This window comes from Lachnoclostridium sp. Marseille-P6806 (assembly GCF_964238185.1).
Lineage (GTDB): Bacteria > Bacillota > Clostridia > Lachnospirales > Lachnospiraceae > Brotaphodocola.
Window position 1 is genome coordinate 81,776 of record NZ_CAXSLG010000009.1, and the last position, 15,030, is coordinate 96,805.

General features: G+C 46.8%; 15 protein-coding genes and 1 pseudogene. 1 reads left to right on the forward strand and 15 read right to left on the reverse strand.

Features of this window, described 5'->3' with window-relative positions:
* Positions 1 to 40: 40 nt before the first annotated feature.
* The 12 genes from spoIVA to ACESON_RS12530 form a co-directional block, all read right to left on the reverse strand.
* Positions 41 to 1,516, reverse strand: a complete 1,476-nt coding sequence (gene spoIVA / locus ACESON_RS12475) for a stage IV sporulation protein A (protein WP_373110202.1) — start codon at positions 1,514 to 1,516, stop codon at positions 41 to 43.
* A 67-nt stretch (positions 1,517 to 1,583) separates the two neighbouring features.
* Entirely contained in the window at positions 1,584 to 2,006 is a 423-nt protein-coding gene (locus tag ACESON_RS12480) for an HD domain-containing protein (RefSeq protein WP_373110205.1), read from the reverse strand.
* A gap of 12 nt (positions 2,007 to 2,018) precedes the next feature.
* Positions 2,019 to 3,257 (reverse strand): 6-phosphofructokinase, encoded by a 1,239-nt coding sequence (locus ACESON_RS12485; protein WP_373110208.1) that lies wholly within the window; start codon positions 3,255 to 3,257, stop codon positions 2,019 to 2,021.
* A 197-nt stretch (positions 3,258 to 3,454) separates the two neighbouring features.
* Positions 3,455 to 4,165, reverse strand: coding sequence for an ATP-binding cassette domain-containing protein (locus ACESON_RS12490; RefSeq protein ID WP_177958363.1), 711 nt, complete (start codon positions 4,163 to 4,165; stop codon positions 3,455 to 3,457).
* A gap of 14 nt (positions 4,166 to 4,179) precedes the next feature.
* The gene (locus ACESON_RS12495) at positions 4,180 to 4,938 is read right to left on the reverse strand and encodes an ATP-binding cassette domain-containing protein (protein ID WP_177958362.1); all 759 of its coding nucleotides are present in this window, start codon (positions 4,936 to 4,938) and stop codon (positions 4,180 to 4,182) included.
* Position 4,939: 1 nt separating this feature from the next.
* Complete coding sequence (locus tag ACESON_RS12500) at positions 4,940 to 6,007, reverse strand: branched-chain amino acid ABC transporter permease (RefSeq protein WP_177958361.1); 1,068 nt, start codon at positions 6,005 to 6,007, stop codon at positions 4,940 to 4,942.
* 9 nt (positions 6,008 to 6,016) lie between these two features.
* A complete protein-coding gene (locus ACESON_RS12505; RefSeq protein ID WP_177958360.1) occupies positions 6,017 to 6,898 on the reverse strand; it encodes a branched-chain amino acid ABC transporter permease in 882 nt (293 codons plus the stop codon).
* A 113-nt stretch (positions 6,899 to 7,011) separates the two neighbouring features.
* Positions 7,012 to 8,214, reverse strand: coding sequence for an ABC transporter substrate-binding protein (locus ACESON_RS12510; protein ID WP_373110211.1), 1,203 nt, complete (start codon positions 8,212 to 8,214; stop codon positions 7,012 to 7,014).
* Between the two features lie 417 nt (positions 8,215 to 8,631).
* Positions 8,632 to 9,648, reverse strand: a complete 1,017-nt coding sequence (locus tag ACESON_RS12515; protein WP_373110212.1) for an NAD(P)H-dependent glycerol-3-phosphate dehydrogenase — start codon at positions 9,646 to 9,648, stop codon at positions 8,632 to 8,634.
* A gap of 6 nt (positions 9,649 to 9,654) precedes the next feature.
* Entirely contained in the window at positions 9,655 to 10,293 is a 639-nt protein-coding gene (gene plsY, locus ACESON_RS12520; RefSeq protein ID WP_373110214.1) for a glycerol-3-phosphate 1-O-acyltransferase PlsY, read from the reverse strand.
* Positions 10,294 to 11,622, reverse strand: a complete 1,329-nt coding sequence (gene der, locus ACESON_RS12525; RefSeq protein WP_177958357.1) for a ribosome biogenesis GTPase Der — start codon at positions 11,620 to 11,622, stop codon at positions 10,294 to 10,296.
* Positions 11,623 to 11,625: 3 nt separating this feature from the next.
* Positions 11,626 to 12,996: a DUF512 domain-containing protein gene (locus ACESON_RS12530; protein WP_373110217.1), complete on the reverse strand. Its 1,371-nt coding sequence runs from the start codon at positions 12,994 to 12,996 to the stop codon at positions 11,626 to 11,628.
* A 186-nt stretch (positions 12,997 to 13,182) separates the two neighbouring features.
* Here ACESON_RS12530 and ACESON_RS12535 point away from each other — a divergent pair, with 186 nt between their 5' ends.
* Positions 13,183 to 14,391 carry a ribose-phosphate pyrophosphokinase gene (locus ACESON_RS12535; RefSeq protein WP_373110220.1) on the forward strand — a complete coding sequence of 403 codons (1,209 nt, stop codon included), beginning with the start codon at positions 13,183 to 13,185 and terminating at the stop codon, positions 14,389 to 14,391.
* 44 nt (positions 14,392 to 14,435) lie between these two features.
* Here the strand turns inward: ACESON_RS12535 and ACESON_RS12540 are convergent, their stop codons facing one another.
* From ACESON_RS12540 to ACESON_RS12550, 3 genes and pseudogenes are all read right to left on the reverse strand, one after another.
* Complete coding sequence (locus ACESON_RS12540) at positions 14,436 to 14,651, reverse strand: hypothetical protein (RefSeq protein WP_373110322.1); 216 nt, start codon at positions 14,649 to 14,651, stop codon at positions 14,436 to 14,438.
* A 14-nt stretch (positions 14,652 to 14,665) separates the two neighbouring features.
* Positions 14,666 to 14,884, reverse strand: a pseudogene (locus ACESON_RS12545) (PspA/IM30 family protein); the annotation flags it as partial.
* Between the two features lie 2 nt (positions 14,885 to 14,886).
* Positions 14,887 to 15,027: a hypothetical protein gene (locus ACESON_RS12550; protein ID WP_373110221.1), complete on the reverse strand. Its 141-nt coding sequence runs from the start codon at positions 15,025 to 15,027 to the stop codon at positions 14,887 to 14,889.
* Positions 15,028 to 15,030: the final 3 nt, after the last annotated feature.

Consider the following 15,030-nt stretch of genomic DNA (forward strand, 5'->3'; position numbering starts at 1 on the left):
GCAAGCACAAGGGGGTGCAGGAGGGGGCAGGGCGGCACTGCTAGATGATGATGCATATCATTCCGCCGTTGCTGTCGTTGATGATTTTCTGGAGAGCGTCCTGGAGACGGGACTGGCAGTCCTCTGTCATCTGGCTGATTTTTGCCTGAATGCCGTCTTCGACAATCTGTTCTATGGATTTCCCAAAAATATTGGTATCCCAGATGCCGTTTTCTTCCTTTTTGGCGTTTTCCTTCATATAGGCAATCAGATCCCTGGCCTGCTCCTCACTTCCTACAATCGGCGCAATTTCCGTCTGAATGTGGGCCTTAATCATATTAATGGAAGGTGCCTCTGCCCGCATTTTTACCCCATAACGGTTCCCATGACGGATAACCGTCGGTTCATCCAGAATAATTTCCGAGCGTTCCGGAGTCACAACGCCGTACCCCTTCATCCGTACCTGATTCATTGCATTGAGAACCTTGCCGTACTCTCCCTGCATAGCGGAAAGCTCCTTTAGCTTTTCCATCAGCTGATACTCATCTTCGATTTCAATGCCTGCATAATCGCTCAGAATCTGGTAATAATATCCGTCCTCCAATCCCACCTGCACCCGGATTCGACCATTTGACATATCCATTTCTTCTGTCTTCATAGAGCGAATCGCCGGCTCTGAGCCATCATTAAAATCCTGAGGAACATCCTTCATATGACGTATTTTCCCCATTAATTCCCCGGCCTTCCTGATGATCTGCTCCTTCAGCCAGTGTGTAGACGGGAGAATCTCCACCCATCTGGGTATGTAAAAATCCACCTCAGTTACAGGGAATTCCTGCAGCACCTGTTCCAGGATCCGGTTAATATCCTCTGTTTTCAGCTGTTCACAGTTCACTGCCATAACAGAAACGCCGTACTCCTTCTCCAGACTCTTTTGCAGAGTTCTGGTATCCTCAGAATACGGGCGAGCAGAATTAAGAAGAACTAAAAAGGGCTTTCCAATGGCCTTCAGTTCACTGACTGCCGTCTTTTCTGCCTGAATATAAGAATCCCGTTTCAAATCTCCAAAAGAACCGTCTGCAGTCACTACAAGGCCTATGGTGGAATGATCCCGAATCACCTTTCTTGTTCCAATCTCTGCCGCCCTGGTAAAAGGAATTTCCTCTTCGAACCAGGGCGTTTTTACAAGACGTTCTCTCTCCTGCTCCATGTGGCCTCCAGCGCCGTCCACCATAAATCCCACGCAGTCGATCAGACGTACCTGTACAGAAATCCCGTCCCCCAGCTGAAGTCTGGCTGCCTCCTTTGGAATAAACTTTGGCTCTGTAGTCATAATGGTCACTCCGGCTGCGCTCTGAGGAAGTTCGTCTCTGGTTCTTGCACGATGATGCTCATCCTCTATCTCCGGCAGAACCATCCGTTCCATAAACCGTTTGATAAATGTAGACTTTCCTGTCCGCACAGGCCCAACCACTCCCAAATACAGTTCGCCGCCTGTCCGCGCCTCCATATCTTTATAAATATTATACTGATCCATGAAGATACCCCCTCGCTATACTGATACAGTATATGCCAGGGGGGACCAGATTATTTATAATCGTTTTTCACATTTTCACCCCGCAGAATTGCCAGAGCCATTTCTGCGCGTTTTTCCGTTGAATACGTCCGGAAAGACATTTTTTCACCCGCATGATATCGAGATTGTCTTCAATTTCGGCAATCTTAATCTTTGATGCGGTTTCACTCCAGTGAATGTCATCAATATAATCAAAATATGTCATATCCTGCCTTTTTGTCAGAATCTCAACGGTTTCCACCACTTCTCTGGAGAAGCCGGCATCACAGAGATCCTGCAGCGTAATCTCTGTATCCTCCACCACATCATGAAGGACTGCAGCCATCTTTTCCTCTTCCGTATCCATCCTCTCCATGACTCTTAAAGCATGGTTAATGTACGGACTGCCCTTATCATCCACCTTTTCTGCAAGAGCTGCTGTTGCAAATTCAATCGCTGCTGATAAGTTCATAGGCAGCCTCCTTTATCTTTTTGCGGACATATACAAATGGCGCGGAATACCATCTACCATTACAGAAGGAGAATCGCCCTGAATCAGAGGTTTTACATAATCAATAAATTCCTCCGTTACATAGGTTCCGTCCTTGGTAATCCACTCTCTGGGTACCAGCTTTTCTCCGTTCGCAATCTTATGTACATCATAGATACCTGTTGCACACTGATAAGGATCATCGGAAACACGATCAATGACAACCATCTTTCCAGAATCACCCTCATCTGCCGCCTTCACAGCTGCTCCTCCCACCATAAATGCCTCATTCACATCTACTCTGGAGGCCAGATGGGCTGCGCTTCTCTGGAGAGTACTGAATTCTACCGCTCTTGTCTTGCAGCCGATTTCCTGATTGATTACATTTGCCAGATAGCTGGCTGTTCCCGTCAGCTGCTTATGACCAAAAGCATCCACATAATCTACGCCCGTTCCCAGTTCACTGACATAGCGGCCGTCAGCTGTACGGATTCCCTCAGAAACAGCAACCACAACCACATCCTTCTTTTCCAGAAGATGGCGTACTCTTCCTTTGAATTTTTCAATATCAAAAGCAATTTCCGGAAGATAAATCAGATCCGGTCCATCACAGTCCTCACCGCGGGAAAGTGCCGATGCGCCAGTCAGCCAGCCCGCATTCCGTCCCATAATTTCAATAATAGTAACCAGCTTTTTCTTATAGGAGAATCCCAGACCATCCCGAATAACCTCTTTCGTGGAGGTGGCAATATATTTTGCCGCGCTTCCGTATCCGGGCGTATGATCAGTCAGAGCCAGATCATTATCAATTGTCTTGGGAACACCTACGAACTTCTGCTTTTTCCCTGTCAGAATCGCATAATCCGATAACTTTTTGATGGTATCCATGGAATCATTTCCACCAATATAAATAAAGCACTCAATATTCAGCTTTTCCAGAATTTCAAAAATCCGTACAAAGGTTTCCTGATTCTCGTGAATTTCCGGCAGCTTATACCGACAGGTTCCTAAAAAAGCAGAAGGTGTCCGCTTTAAAATCTCCACATCCAGATCACTGCGGATATGCTTTGACAGATCTACATACTGTTCATCCATGAGCCCCTGAATCCCGTACAGCATACCATAAACCTTTTTTGCCCCACGATCGATCGCTGTTCTGTACACTCCTGCAAGACTGGAATTGATAACTGCTGTTGGGCCTCCCGACTGTCCTACTATCACGTTACCTTTCATGATGAACCCCTCCTCTTATACATTACAGACTATTCTCCAAAAATAACCCCCATTCCAGGAAACAGTCTGTTTTTCTTATAGCAAATCATACCATAAAAATAAGGGAAAAGTCTACAACTTTTCCCTTAAATTTGATTTATTTTCTGATATTTTGCCACAATTTTTACGAATCAAGGTGATTACTCACAGATTTATCCCTATTCGCTTAAATATGCCTTCTTTACGGAATCATCATTCATCAGCTTTGCAGCATCGCCTGAAAGAGCGATAGAACCTGTCTCAAGCACATAAGCACGGTTGGCAATGGAAAGTGCCTTCTTTGCGTTCTGCTCAACCAGAAGCACCGTTACCCCGTCTTCATTGATTTTCTGAATAATATCAAAAATCTCATTGACATAAATGGGGGACAGTCCCATGGACGGCTCATCAAGAACAATCAGCTTGGGATGAGACATCAGCGCCCGTCCCATAGCCAGCATCTGCTGCTCTCCTCCGGAAAGAGTTCCAGCCATCTGATTTTTTCGCTCCTCCAGACGGGGGAATCGCTTATAAATCATCTGAAGGGTATCCTCCAGCTCTTTTTTGTCGCTGCGGGTGTATGCCCCCAGCTTCAGATTCTGCAGAACGGAAAGTGATGCAAATACCCGGCGTCCCTCCGGCACATGAGCAATCCCCATAGATACCAGCTTGTGTCCCGGAATTTTGGTAATATCCTTGCCTTCATAAAAAATCTTTCCGGACTTGGACGGAATCAGACCGGTAATCGTCTGCAACGTTGTTGTTTTTCCGGCTCCATTGGCGCCGATGAGGGCAATAATCTCCCCCTGTTTTACTTCAAAGGAGATTCCCCTTATGGCCTGGATCACGCCATAATAAACTTCCAGGTCTTTTACCTCAAGAATTGCCATAATCGCTTCTCCTCCTACTCTCCAAGGTAAGCGGTAATTACACGCTTATCATTCAACACTTCCGACGTATCTCCCTGGGTCAGAACCTGGCCGAAGTTTAATACAGTCAGCTTTTCACAGATACCGGAAACCAGCTTCATATCATGCTCAATTAAAAGAATCGTCATATCAAACTGATCCCTCACAAAACGAATGGTATTCATCAGCTCCATGGTTTCATTCGGGTTCATGCCGGCTGCCGGCTCATCCAGAAGCAGAAGCTTGGGCTCCGTAGCCAGAGCACGGGCAATCTCCAGCTTTCTCTGTTTTCCATAGGGAAGGTTGGATGCCTTGTAATCCCACTCTCCATCCAGATCAAAGACCTTCAAAAGCTCCATCGCCCGTTCATTCATCTCCTTCTCTACCCGATAATACCTGGGCAGGCGAAGAAGTCCTTCAATGGTAGAATACTTATGGTGATTATGAAGACCTGCCTTTACGTTGTCCAATACAGACAGTTCCTTAAAGAGACGGATATTCTGGAAGGTTCTTGCAATTCCAGCCTGATTAATTTCTATGGTCTTTTTTCCAGTCAGATTTTTTCCGTCCAGAAAAATAGAACCGGTATCAGGCTTATACACGCCAGTGAGCAGATTGAATACCGTTGTTTTTCCAGCTCCATTCGGTCCAATCAGACCGTAAAGCTGCCCTTTTTCAATGGTGAGGCTGAAATCATTAACCGCCTTCAGGCCACCAAAGGAAATCCCTATATTCCTTACTTCAAGCAGTGCCATCTTACGCAGCCTCCTTCGCAGTGGATTTTCTCTTTTGCTTTATTTTATCCAGCACAACAGAACGGATTTCGATCGCCTTGGGACTGGAATTAAACAGCATCATTACAATCAGGACAACCGCATAAATCAGCATACGGTAATCGTTCAGTCCACGGAGCAGCTCCGGAAGTACAGTCAGTACAACAGCGGCAATCATAGAACCGCGGATATTGCCCAGTCCACCAAGAACCACAAATACCAGGATCATAATGGACATGTTATAGCCGAAATTTTTCGGAGTAGCTGCCAGACTGGACAGGTTGTGCGCATACAGGACGCCCGCAACTCCAGCCAGAGCTGCTGAAATGGAAAATGCCATTAACTTATATTTGGTAATATTAATGCCAATGGATTCCGCTGCAATCCGGTTGTCACGAATGGACATAATCGCCCGTCCTGCTCTGGAGTGAATCAGGTTTAGTACGATAAACAGCGTCAGAAGCACCAGCAAAATTCCAATGGTAAAGGTTGCCGCCTTCGGGGTTCCTGTAATTCCCTGCGCGCCTTTGATCAGGACAACTCCTGTCTCATCCATTCCCAGAGACAGGGTATCCTTAATGGAAAAGTGAAATCCTGTGCTGTCACGGCCCACATACATGGCATTGATCAGGTTTTTGATAATCTCGCCGAAAGCCAGGGTTACAATCGCCAGGTAATCGCCCTTCAGTCTCAGAACCGGAATTCCTATGAGGATTCCAAATATTCCTGCAACTGCTGCGCCCAAAAGAAGAGCCAGGAAAAAGCGCAGGCCCACGCTGGGAATCACATTTTCCATACAATTCGTAAAAAATGCGCCTGAAAATGCACCTACACACATAAATCCGGCATGTCCCAGGCTCAGCTCTCCCAGAATTCCAACAGTCAGATTCAGAGATACTGCTAAAATCACATAAATACAAATAGGAACCAGAAGTCCCTTCATCAGGCTGCTCATATGACCAGTTGAGGACAGAACCGTCATCAAAGCCCAGGCGCCGATTACGATTGCGTATGTGATACTGTTTTGAATCAGAGTTTTATTTTTCTTCATCACACACACCTACACTTTCTCCATAATTTTTTTACCCAGAATTCCTGTGGGGCGTACCAGAAGCACTACAATCAGCACAGAAAATACAATCGCGTCCGAAAGCTGAGAGGAGATGTACGCCTTAGACAGGTTTTCAATAACGCCCAGAAGCACGCCTCCAATCAGGGCGCCGGGTATGGAACCGATTCCCCCAAATACCGCAGCCACAAAGGCCTTGATACCGGGCATAGAGCCAGTATAAGGAGTCAGAGACGGATAGGTTGAGCACAGCAGAGCGCCGGCAATAGCCGCCAGAGCAGAGCCGATAGCAAAGGTAATGGCAATCGTCCTGTTTACATCAATTCCCATTAAGGTTGCCGCTCCCTGATCCTCTGATACAGCAAGCATAGCCTGTCCCACCTTTGTCTTATTGATAAACTGAGTCAGTCCAACCATAATTATAAGGCAGGTCGCAATCGTAACCATTGTAACGCCGGATATAGACAATGCGCCGTCTGCCAGCTTCAGACTGGGAACATTAACCACGGAAGTAAACTGACGGGCATTGGAGCCGAAAATCAGCAGAGCCACATTCTGAAGCAGATAACTGACGCCGATAGCTGTAATCAGGACTGCCAGAGAGGATGCCCCCCGCAGCGGCTTATATGCCACACGCTCAATCACAACGCCAAGCACCGTACACGCTGCAACTGCTACAAGAATTCCCAGCAGCGGCGGCATACCCATGGTGCTGACAATGGTAAAGATGACAAATCCGCCCACCATAATAATATCCCCGTGTGCAAAATTCAGCATCCTGGCAATTCCGTAAACCATGGTATAACCCAGAGCAATAATCGCGTAAATGCTGCCCAGGCTGATTCCATTGATCAAATAAGACAGAAAACTCATGTATCCCACACCTCTTCATTTTATTTGTATTCTGTAAAATCAGGAAATAAATTCCTATTATACAAATAAGGGCCGTCTGCTCTGACGCCCCTTATTTGTATCCGCATTCATGATTACTGCATTTCGTAAATACCATTTACAATCTTTGCGGCCTTCGGAGCCTTATTGGGCTCGCCTGCTGCATTCCAGGTCATTTCCGCACCAGTCAATCCATCAATGGAGATCTCTGTCATGGCTTTCTTCATAGCCTCACACATATCGGAAATTTCCATGTCTGCAGTTACTCCGCCCTGTTTTACGGCAGCTGCAATTGCGTATACAGCGTCATAAGAATCTGCCGCAAACTGGTTCGGCTCTACGCCGTAGGCTGCAACATAATCCTCTGTGAACTTCTTGCTGCTTTCCTCAGTTACAGAGAAAGGAGTCAGAAGCATCAGCCCCTCTGCCAGAGAGGTATCAAAGTTCTCTACAGAAAGAATACCGTCCATACCGTCACATCCGAAGAAAATCGGATCAAAGCCCTTGTCAGATGCCTGTTTCAGGATTACAGATGCCTCCTGATAGTAAATGGGCAGGAATACCAGCTCAGCGCCTGCTTCCTTTGCCTTGTCCAGCTGTACAGAAAAATCGGTGTTGGTGTCAGCTGTAAATGCCTCATCTGCAACAATCTCAATTCCCTCATTGGGTGCTTCCTTTACAAAGGATTCACGAACACCAGAGGAATACTCGGTAGAGCTGTCATAAATAATAGCAACCTTGGTAGCCAGCTTGTTCTCACCAATGTACTTGGCAGAAGCAGTACCCTGATCCGGATCAGCAAAGCATACACGGAATACATTGTCATTGGCAACGCACTCTACTGCAGAACCAGAGGGAGTCAGCTGAAACATATTGTCATTGGCTGTCTCTGCAGAAACTGCAATGCAGGGTTTGGATGTGGTTGCACCTACCAGCATCTGCATACCCCAGTCTTTTAATGTATTGTAGGCGTTGATCGTCTTCTCAGGATCGTTCTCATCATCCTCCGCCTTGAGCTCAAACATCATGCCGTCTACGCCGCCTGCAGCGTTGATTTCCTTTACTGCCAGGTCTGCACCATTCTGTACGGCAATTCCGTAGGTTGCAGCCGGTCCTGTCAGCGGCCCAATCACGCCCAGCTTAATGGTGTCGCCCTCAGCTCCTGCTGCCTCACTTCCAGCAGCCTCGCTTCCTGCCGCCTGAGTACCTGCTGCCGGTGCATCGCTCTTGCCGCCTCCGCATGCGGTCAGGGACATCGCCATCACTGCTGCCAGACTTAATCCAATTGCTTTTTTCATAATAGTCTCCTCCTCGATTTCTGAAACAGCCTTCCAAAAAAATCAAAAAGCTGTGCCATTCAAGCTGTCATAATTATAGTTGTACCGCAAAATAATGTCAAGCACTTTTTCACATTAAATTGTTAACATGCTGATATTTTTACAAAAATAAAGTTCGCTCGCGAGCTTCTCCGCCTGCGGCGGGGCGCTTCTGCGACAAAATTCTCTTCCGACGCATGGCGATCCTCACGGAGCGTTTTTATGTCATAGGACGCACTTTCCTATGGCATAAAAAAACACTAAGAATGATTCCCGTCCTGTACTAAATCAAGAACCAACAGAGACAGCCGTGTATTCTTTGATTTTCTGTTTCTGAAATTCAAAGAATACACGGCTGTCTTTTCCTGACAACTATATAATAAAAATTCGCAGCTACTCCTAGATTCTGTCTGGCCAGGGAATTGCCTGATTCTCCATGGTTTTATCACGAAGCATCAGCTCCTCTACTGCATCCTGTGCTGCCTTTCCCTCAAACAGCACCTGATTTACCTGTTCGATAATCGGCATGGGAACCTGATATTTTTTTCCAAGGGCGCAGCCTGCCTTTGCTGAATACACGCCCTCCACAACCATCTGAACCTCATCCATAGCTTCCTTCATGGAATAACCCTTTCCAATCAGAATCCCTGCCCTGCGGTTGCGGCTGTGCATACTGGCACAGGTAACAATCAGATCTCCAATGCCGGAAAGACCGCAGAAGGTTTCAAATCGCCCTCCCATGGCAATGCCCAGCCTTGCAATCTCGTAGATTCCCCTGGTAATCAGAGCTGCCTTTGTGTTATCACCGTATCCCAGGCCGTCTGCAATTCCAGCCGCCAGCGCAACTACATTTTTCAGAGCGCCGCCAATTTCAATTCCCTGAATATCCGGACTTACATAGACACGGAACTCTGGACTCATAAACACATTCTGAATGTATTCCGCCGTCTCTTTTTTTGACGCTCCTGCCACACAGGTCGTAGGCAGCCCCCGGCTGACCTCCTCTGCATGGCTCGGTCCTGAAAGAACTGCAACCTCTGCCTGAGGAATTTCCTCTGTCAAAATGTCAGAAAGAGTCATTAAGGTGGACTCCTCAATTCCCTTTGCCACATTGACAATAATCTGTCCTTTCCTGCAGAACGAACGCATTTTTGCAGCTGTCTCCCGCACATAAACAGAAGGAACCGCCGTTACCAGCATATCCCTTCCATCCATAGCCTGTTCCAGATCTGCTGTAAATTCCATGGAATCCGGAAGAATCAAATCCGGAAGTGTTTTCAGTTTTCTTGTTTTTTTCAGAGAATCGATCTCCGATTCAAGCGCTGACCATACTGTAACGTGATGACCATTGTTGTGCAGCAGGGAAGCCAGGGCAATGCCCCAGCTTCCCGATCCGATGATACCAATCTTTGCCATTTTGTCTCAGCCTTTCTTCTTTGCTCCGATTTTATTTTCTGTCCCGGCTAACAGACGTTTAATATTTGTATGATGACGCCAGATTCCCAGACCGCCGATAATCAAAGCCAGAATGCAAAATTCCGGCACCTGAGCTGCGCCCAGGCCATAGCTTCCCTGTACAGCAAAATAACTCATTCCTGCCATAAAAAGAATCATGACAAAAATGGAACCCAGAGAAACAAACCGGGTAATTGCCACAGTAGCCACAAAAACAACCAGACAGATCAGCATAACCCGCCAGTCCAGGGAAGCCAGGAGTCCGGCAGATGCCGCAATGCCCTTTCCGCCCTTAAATCCCATGTAAAACGGATAATTATGTCCAAGAATCACACCAAGCCCTGTATACAGCAGATATACATAAAGCATTTCCGTCTGACCTGCGTAAAGGATCCGGGTCAGCAGACATGCCAGAATCATCTTGCCTGCATCTCCCAGAAATACAATAAGTCCAGCTTTCACCCCCATAACCCGCAGCACATTGGTGCTGCCGGCATTGCCGCTTCCATAATTCCGAATATCCATATGTTTTGATTTGCTGTACAGATAACCGGTTTGAAACAGACCAAATACATACCCCATTGCCAGACAGATTGCTCTTTCCATTTACTGCTCCTTTCCTGAACGCTCCCTGATAATAAACCGCAGAGCCGTGCCGCGGAATCCAAAGGATTCTCGGATCTTGTTTTCCAGATACCTTACATAGGAGAAATGCATCAGCTCCTTGTCATTTACAAAGATTACAAAGGTCGGCGGTTTTACCGCAACCTGAGTCATGTAGTAAAGCCGCAGACGTTTACCCTTATCAGACGGCGGCTGCTGCATCGCCACAGCCTCAGTCATAATCTCATTCAATACGCCTGTTGCCACACGCAGCGTCTGGTTCTCCCGAACCATATCAATCAGCTCAAACATTTTGTTCATGCGCTGTCCCGTCACAGCAGAAATAAACACCATTTCCGCATAAGGCATGAAGGAAAGCGTGTCCCGTATTTTCTTTGTGTGCTCATAAATCGTCTTGTCATTCTTCTCAATGGCATCCCATTTATTCACAGCCACAATGATTCCCTTGCCCCGGTCGTGGGCAATACCGGCAATCTTTGCATCCTGCTCTGTGACACCCTCTGTAGCATCAATCACAAGGATCACCACATCTGCCCGCTCTACGGCAGAAACCGTGCGGATAATGCTGTAGCGCTCCAGATCCTCCTTGATTTTGCTTTTTCTGCGCAGGCCGGCTGTATCAATAAATACATACTCTGTGCCATTGTGAACCACCTCTGTGTCTACTGCATCTCTGGTCGTTCCTGCAATATTGGAAACAATCACACGATTTTCACCCAGAAGCTTATTGATAATAGAAGATTTGCCCACGTTGGGTTTTCCCACAATCGCAACTCTGGGACGCTCATCCTCCGCATCCTCCATCTGCTCTGCTCCAAAATGCTTGGTTACCTCATCCAGCAGATCTCCAATTCCCAGACGGGATGCTGCAGAAACAGCCACAGGATCTCCAATTCCCAGATTGTAAAACTCATAGATGTCATTTCCAAATTTCTGGAAGCTGTCCACCTTATTAACAGCCAGAACCACCGGCTTTCCGGATTTTCTCAGCATGTCTGCCACTTTGGAATCCGAGTCTACCAGTCCCTGGCGTACATCTACAATAAAAATAATCACGTCTGCCGTATCAATGGCAATCTGCGCCTGCTCTCTCATCTGAGACAGAATAATATCCTTGCTGTCCGGCTCAATACCGCCGGTATCCACCAGCGTAAAATTCATATTCAGCCAGGAACAGTCTGCATAAATCCGGTCCCTGGTTACGCCAGGCGTATCCTTTACAATCGAGATCGTCTCCCCTGCCAGCACATTAAACAGGGTGGACTTTCCCACGTTGGGGCGCCCTACTATGGCTACAATCGGTTTGCTCATACGTTATATCTCCTTTAATTCATATCCTTCATACTCAGTATCTTCTTCCAGTTCAAGCCCCAGAACTGCACCTACCAGATCCTGTCCGCTTGATTTTACAATATGGATGGGAACTTGTAAAGCATTTTGAACCTGCTCCCTTGTCATGTCATCCAGAAAGGTCTCTTCTCCGCTGCGGAACATACAGACTGGAAGCAAAAGCCTGTCTCCCAGATCCTGGCCGGAAAGCTGCTTTACCAGATCCTGGCCTGTAATCAGCCCGGCCACTGTAATCTGCTCTCCAAAAAACTCATTGCGGATGGGGAATATCTTTATCTCCACCTGAGGATACTGTTTCATAATCCGGTCTGCCTGTTTTTCCAGATAAGGAGCTGCAAGAAGTCCTGTAGCAATAGAAATCCGTTCTGGCTCTGCCTCTCCCTCAAACTCCTCTTCCACCATATGAAGAGCCTCCTGAACCTCCGTATCCAGAAGACGCAGCATTCCCACTCCGTTTTCCAGCTGAGGAAATCCGTCATACCGTCCGCTTTCCGGAAGCTCCCGCTCTGCAAGAATATAAAACTCATCACTGGCATGGATAAAATGAATTCCATGCTCCTGGTAAATCCGCTTCTGCCATCCTTCAATAATCTCCAGAGCCGCCTGCGCCGATTCCCGGTCAAAGGCCTGCAGCGGGTAAAGACCCTGGCGGAATTTTGACAGACCTACCGGCACTACAGACACGCTCTCCATACAGGGAATATACTTCGTCAGATCCTGAATTGTCCGATCCAGTTCCTTTCCATCATTAATACCAGGACAAAGTACAATCTGCCCATTCATGGGAATACCGGCCTCAAACAGGGTATCCATTTTCTTCAGGGATTCTCCGGCAAACCGGTTGTGAAGCATCTCGCACCGCAGCTTTGGATTAGTCGTATGGACGGAAATATTGATGGGTGCCAGCTTAAACTCAATAATTCTCTGAATGTCATGATCCTTCATGTTGGTAAGGGTCACATAATTGCCCTGAAGAAAGGAAAGGCGGGAATCATCATCCTTAAAATAAAGCGTATCCCGCATACCCGGGGGCATCTGGTCAATAAAACAGAAAATACACTGATTGGTACAGGACTTGTAGTCGCTCATCAGACCGTTTTCAAAGGTAATGCCCAAATCCTGGTAATCGTTTTCCACCTCCAGCTCCCACTGCTCTCCATCCGGCTTCTCCACAAGAAGCGTCAAAGAGGGGCTGTCTACATAATATTCATAATCAAAAATATCTTCGATCTCGTTTCCGTTGACAGACAGGAGTCTGTCCCCCGGCTGAAGCTCCAGTGCATCGGCTATGGAGCCGGAATCTACGGACTTGATCGTATGGCCTTTTTTATTCATATCTGTCTGTCCTCTCCTGTTTCTTGATTCATTCTAACATTTTTTGTCAGAGATAGCAATGCCTGTCCTTTTTGTATTTTTTTCAGAAAAACCCTGCTTACTATTGACTGAGGCCTTTCTGCAATGGTATAAATGAAGTGTATTGAACAAACTGTTCACCACCTTATGATAAAGGAGTCATTATTTATGGCTAATAATTACGTTTTTAACAACATTTTACCAGTTGCACCTTTGAAAATTGCCGCCCTGGAAAGCTGCCGGGAGCTGGCTCAGAAGGTCAATAACCACATTGTAGAATTCCGCAGAAATGATACAGAAGAGCTGATTCGCCGCAAGCAGGATCTGAACTATCGGGGATATGATGTGGATTCTTATCTTTTAGACTGCAAATGTCCCCGTTTCGGCTCCGGTGAAGCCAAGGCTGTCATCAACGAATCTGTGCGGGGCGCTGATCTGTTTGCTATGGTAGATATAACCAACTACAGTATTCCTTATACCATGTGCGGTTATACCAACCATATGTCCCCGGATGACCACTTCCAGGATCTGAAGAGAATCATTGGCACCTCCGTGGCTACTGCCCACCGGGTCAATGTGATCATGCCATTCTTATACGAAGGACGTCAGCATAAGCGGAGCAAGCGGGAATCCTTAGACTGCGCCATGGCTCTTCAGGAGCTGATTAACATGGGTGTTTCCAATATCATCACCTTTGACGCCCACGATCCCCGGGTACAGAATGCCATTCCCTTAAACGGCTTTGACAACTTTATGCCCACCTATCAGTTTATCAAGGCTCTCTTTCATCACGATAAGAGTCTGAAAATTGACAAAGAGCATCTGATGGTTATCAGTCCGGACGAGGGTGCCATGAACCGTGCCGTATATCTGGCAAACAACTTAAGCGTAGATATGGGTATGTTTTACAAGCGCCGCGACTACTCCAGAGTCGTAGACGGACGCAATCCCATTGTTGCCCATGAATTCCTTGGTTCCTCTGTAGAAGGAAAGACGGTTCTGATTATTGATGACATGATCTCTTCTGGCGAAAGCATGCTGGACACTGCAAAGGAATTAAAGGAGCGCAAGGCTTCCAAGGTTATTGTGTGCTGCACCTTTGGCCTGTTTACCAACGGACTGGAGAAATTTGACGAGTTCTACGAAAAAGGTTACATTGACTATGTCATTACAACCAACTTAAACTATCGTCCGAAGGAGCTTTTGGAGCGGGCATGGTATCTGGAAGCAGATATGAGCAAGTACATTGCTGCCATTGTCAATTCTCTCAACCATGATGTTTCCATTGGAAAAGCACTCTCTCCTACTGCCAAGCTGCAGAAGCTGGTACAGAAGTATCAGGCTGGCGGATATGAATATTTCCAGACAATCGAATAGCAAAAGAAAGAGGGCTGTTTTTGCAGCCCTTTTCTGATCCCTTCTTATTTTCCAAGACGCGCCTTTAATTCTGCCAGCCTTTCTGATGCAGAGGAAGATGCCGTGCCGTATTTTCTCAGCACGTCCTCGCCGGAATCCGGAAGCGGTTTTTCCAGGCTGGACAGAGCCTCTGCCTCTGCCCTCTCATTTGCTGCCCGCTCGGCCAGCTTATCAAAACGGGAAAATGCATTTTCTGAAGATACCTTCTGCACCTTTGACACAGATTTTCTGCTGCTTTTTCATACTGCGTGTGTTTTTTCTCATACTCTGCAAGCGTATTCTTCGCACTGGTTTCTCCCGCAATGACTTTTGCTGCCGCTGCTTTCACTTTGGCATATTCAACCGATGCGTCAGCGATTGTCTGGTTGATAGCCTCCTGAGGATCCTCCAGACTGTCCATGAGGGCATTGGCCTTACTGCGGGTAATAAATGCAATTTTGTCCCATAATCCCATACTTACTCATCTCCTTTATATTTTTCCAATACACTTTCTGCTATGTCCTCCACAGACGTATTTAAAATTTCTTTTGTAGTTTCCGACATTTTTCTTAACTTACAGCCATTCAGCCATGCGAAGCTTCGATCTGCTGCGTTCACATG

Coding starts and splice junctions, on each gene's coding strand:
- ACESON_RS12515 (WP_373110212.1), bottom strand. CDS start 9,648: ATGGCAAAGATTGGTATCATCGGATCGGGAAGCTGGGGCATTGCCCTG.
- ACESON_RS12535 (WP_373110220.1), top strand. CDS start 13,183: ATGGCTAATAATTACGTTTTTAACAACATTTTACCAGTTGCACCTTTG.
- ACESON_RS12530 (WP_373110217.1), bottom strand. CDS start 12,996: ATGAATAAAAAAGGCCATACGATCAAGTCCGTAGATTCCGGCTCCATA.
- ACESON_RS12490 (WP_177958363.1), bottom strand. CDS start 4,165: ATGGCAATTCTTGAGGTAAAAGACCTGGAAGTTTATTATGGCGTGATC.
- ACESON_RS12500 (WP_177958361.1), bottom strand. CDS start 6,007: ATGAAGAAAAATAAAACTCTGATTCAAAACAGTATCACATACGCAATC.
- ACESON_RS12495 (WP_177958362.1), bottom strand. CDS start 4,938: ATGGCACTGCTTGAAGTAAGGAATATAGGGATTTCCTTTGGTGGCCTG.
- plsY (WP_373110214.1), bottom strand. CDS start 10,293: ATGGAAAGAGCAATCTGTCTGGCAATGGGGTATGTATTTGGTCTGTTT.
- ACESON_RS12485 (WP_373110208.1), bottom strand. CDS start 3,257: ATGAAAGGTAACGTGATAGTAGGACAGTCGGGAGGCCCAACAGCAGTT.
- der (WP_177958357.1), bottom strand. CDS start 11,622: ATGAGCAAACCGATTGTAGCCATAGTAGGGCGCCCCAACGTGGGAAAG.
- spoIVA (WP_373110202.1), bottom strand. CDS start 1,516: ATGGATCAGTATAATATTTATAAAGATATGGAGGCGCGGACAGGCGGC.
- ACESON_RS12510 (WP_373110211.1), bottom strand. CDS start 8,214: ATGAAAAAAGCAATTGGATTAAGTCTGGCAGCAGTGATGGCGATGTCC.
- ACESON_RS12480 (WP_373110205.1), bottom strand. CDS start 2,006: ATGAACTTATCAGCAGCGATTGAATTTGCAACAGCAGCTCTTGCAGAA.
- ACESON_RS12505 (WP_177958360.1), bottom strand. CDS start 6,898: ATGAGTTTTCTGTCTTATTTGATCAATGGAATCAGCCTGGGCAGCATT.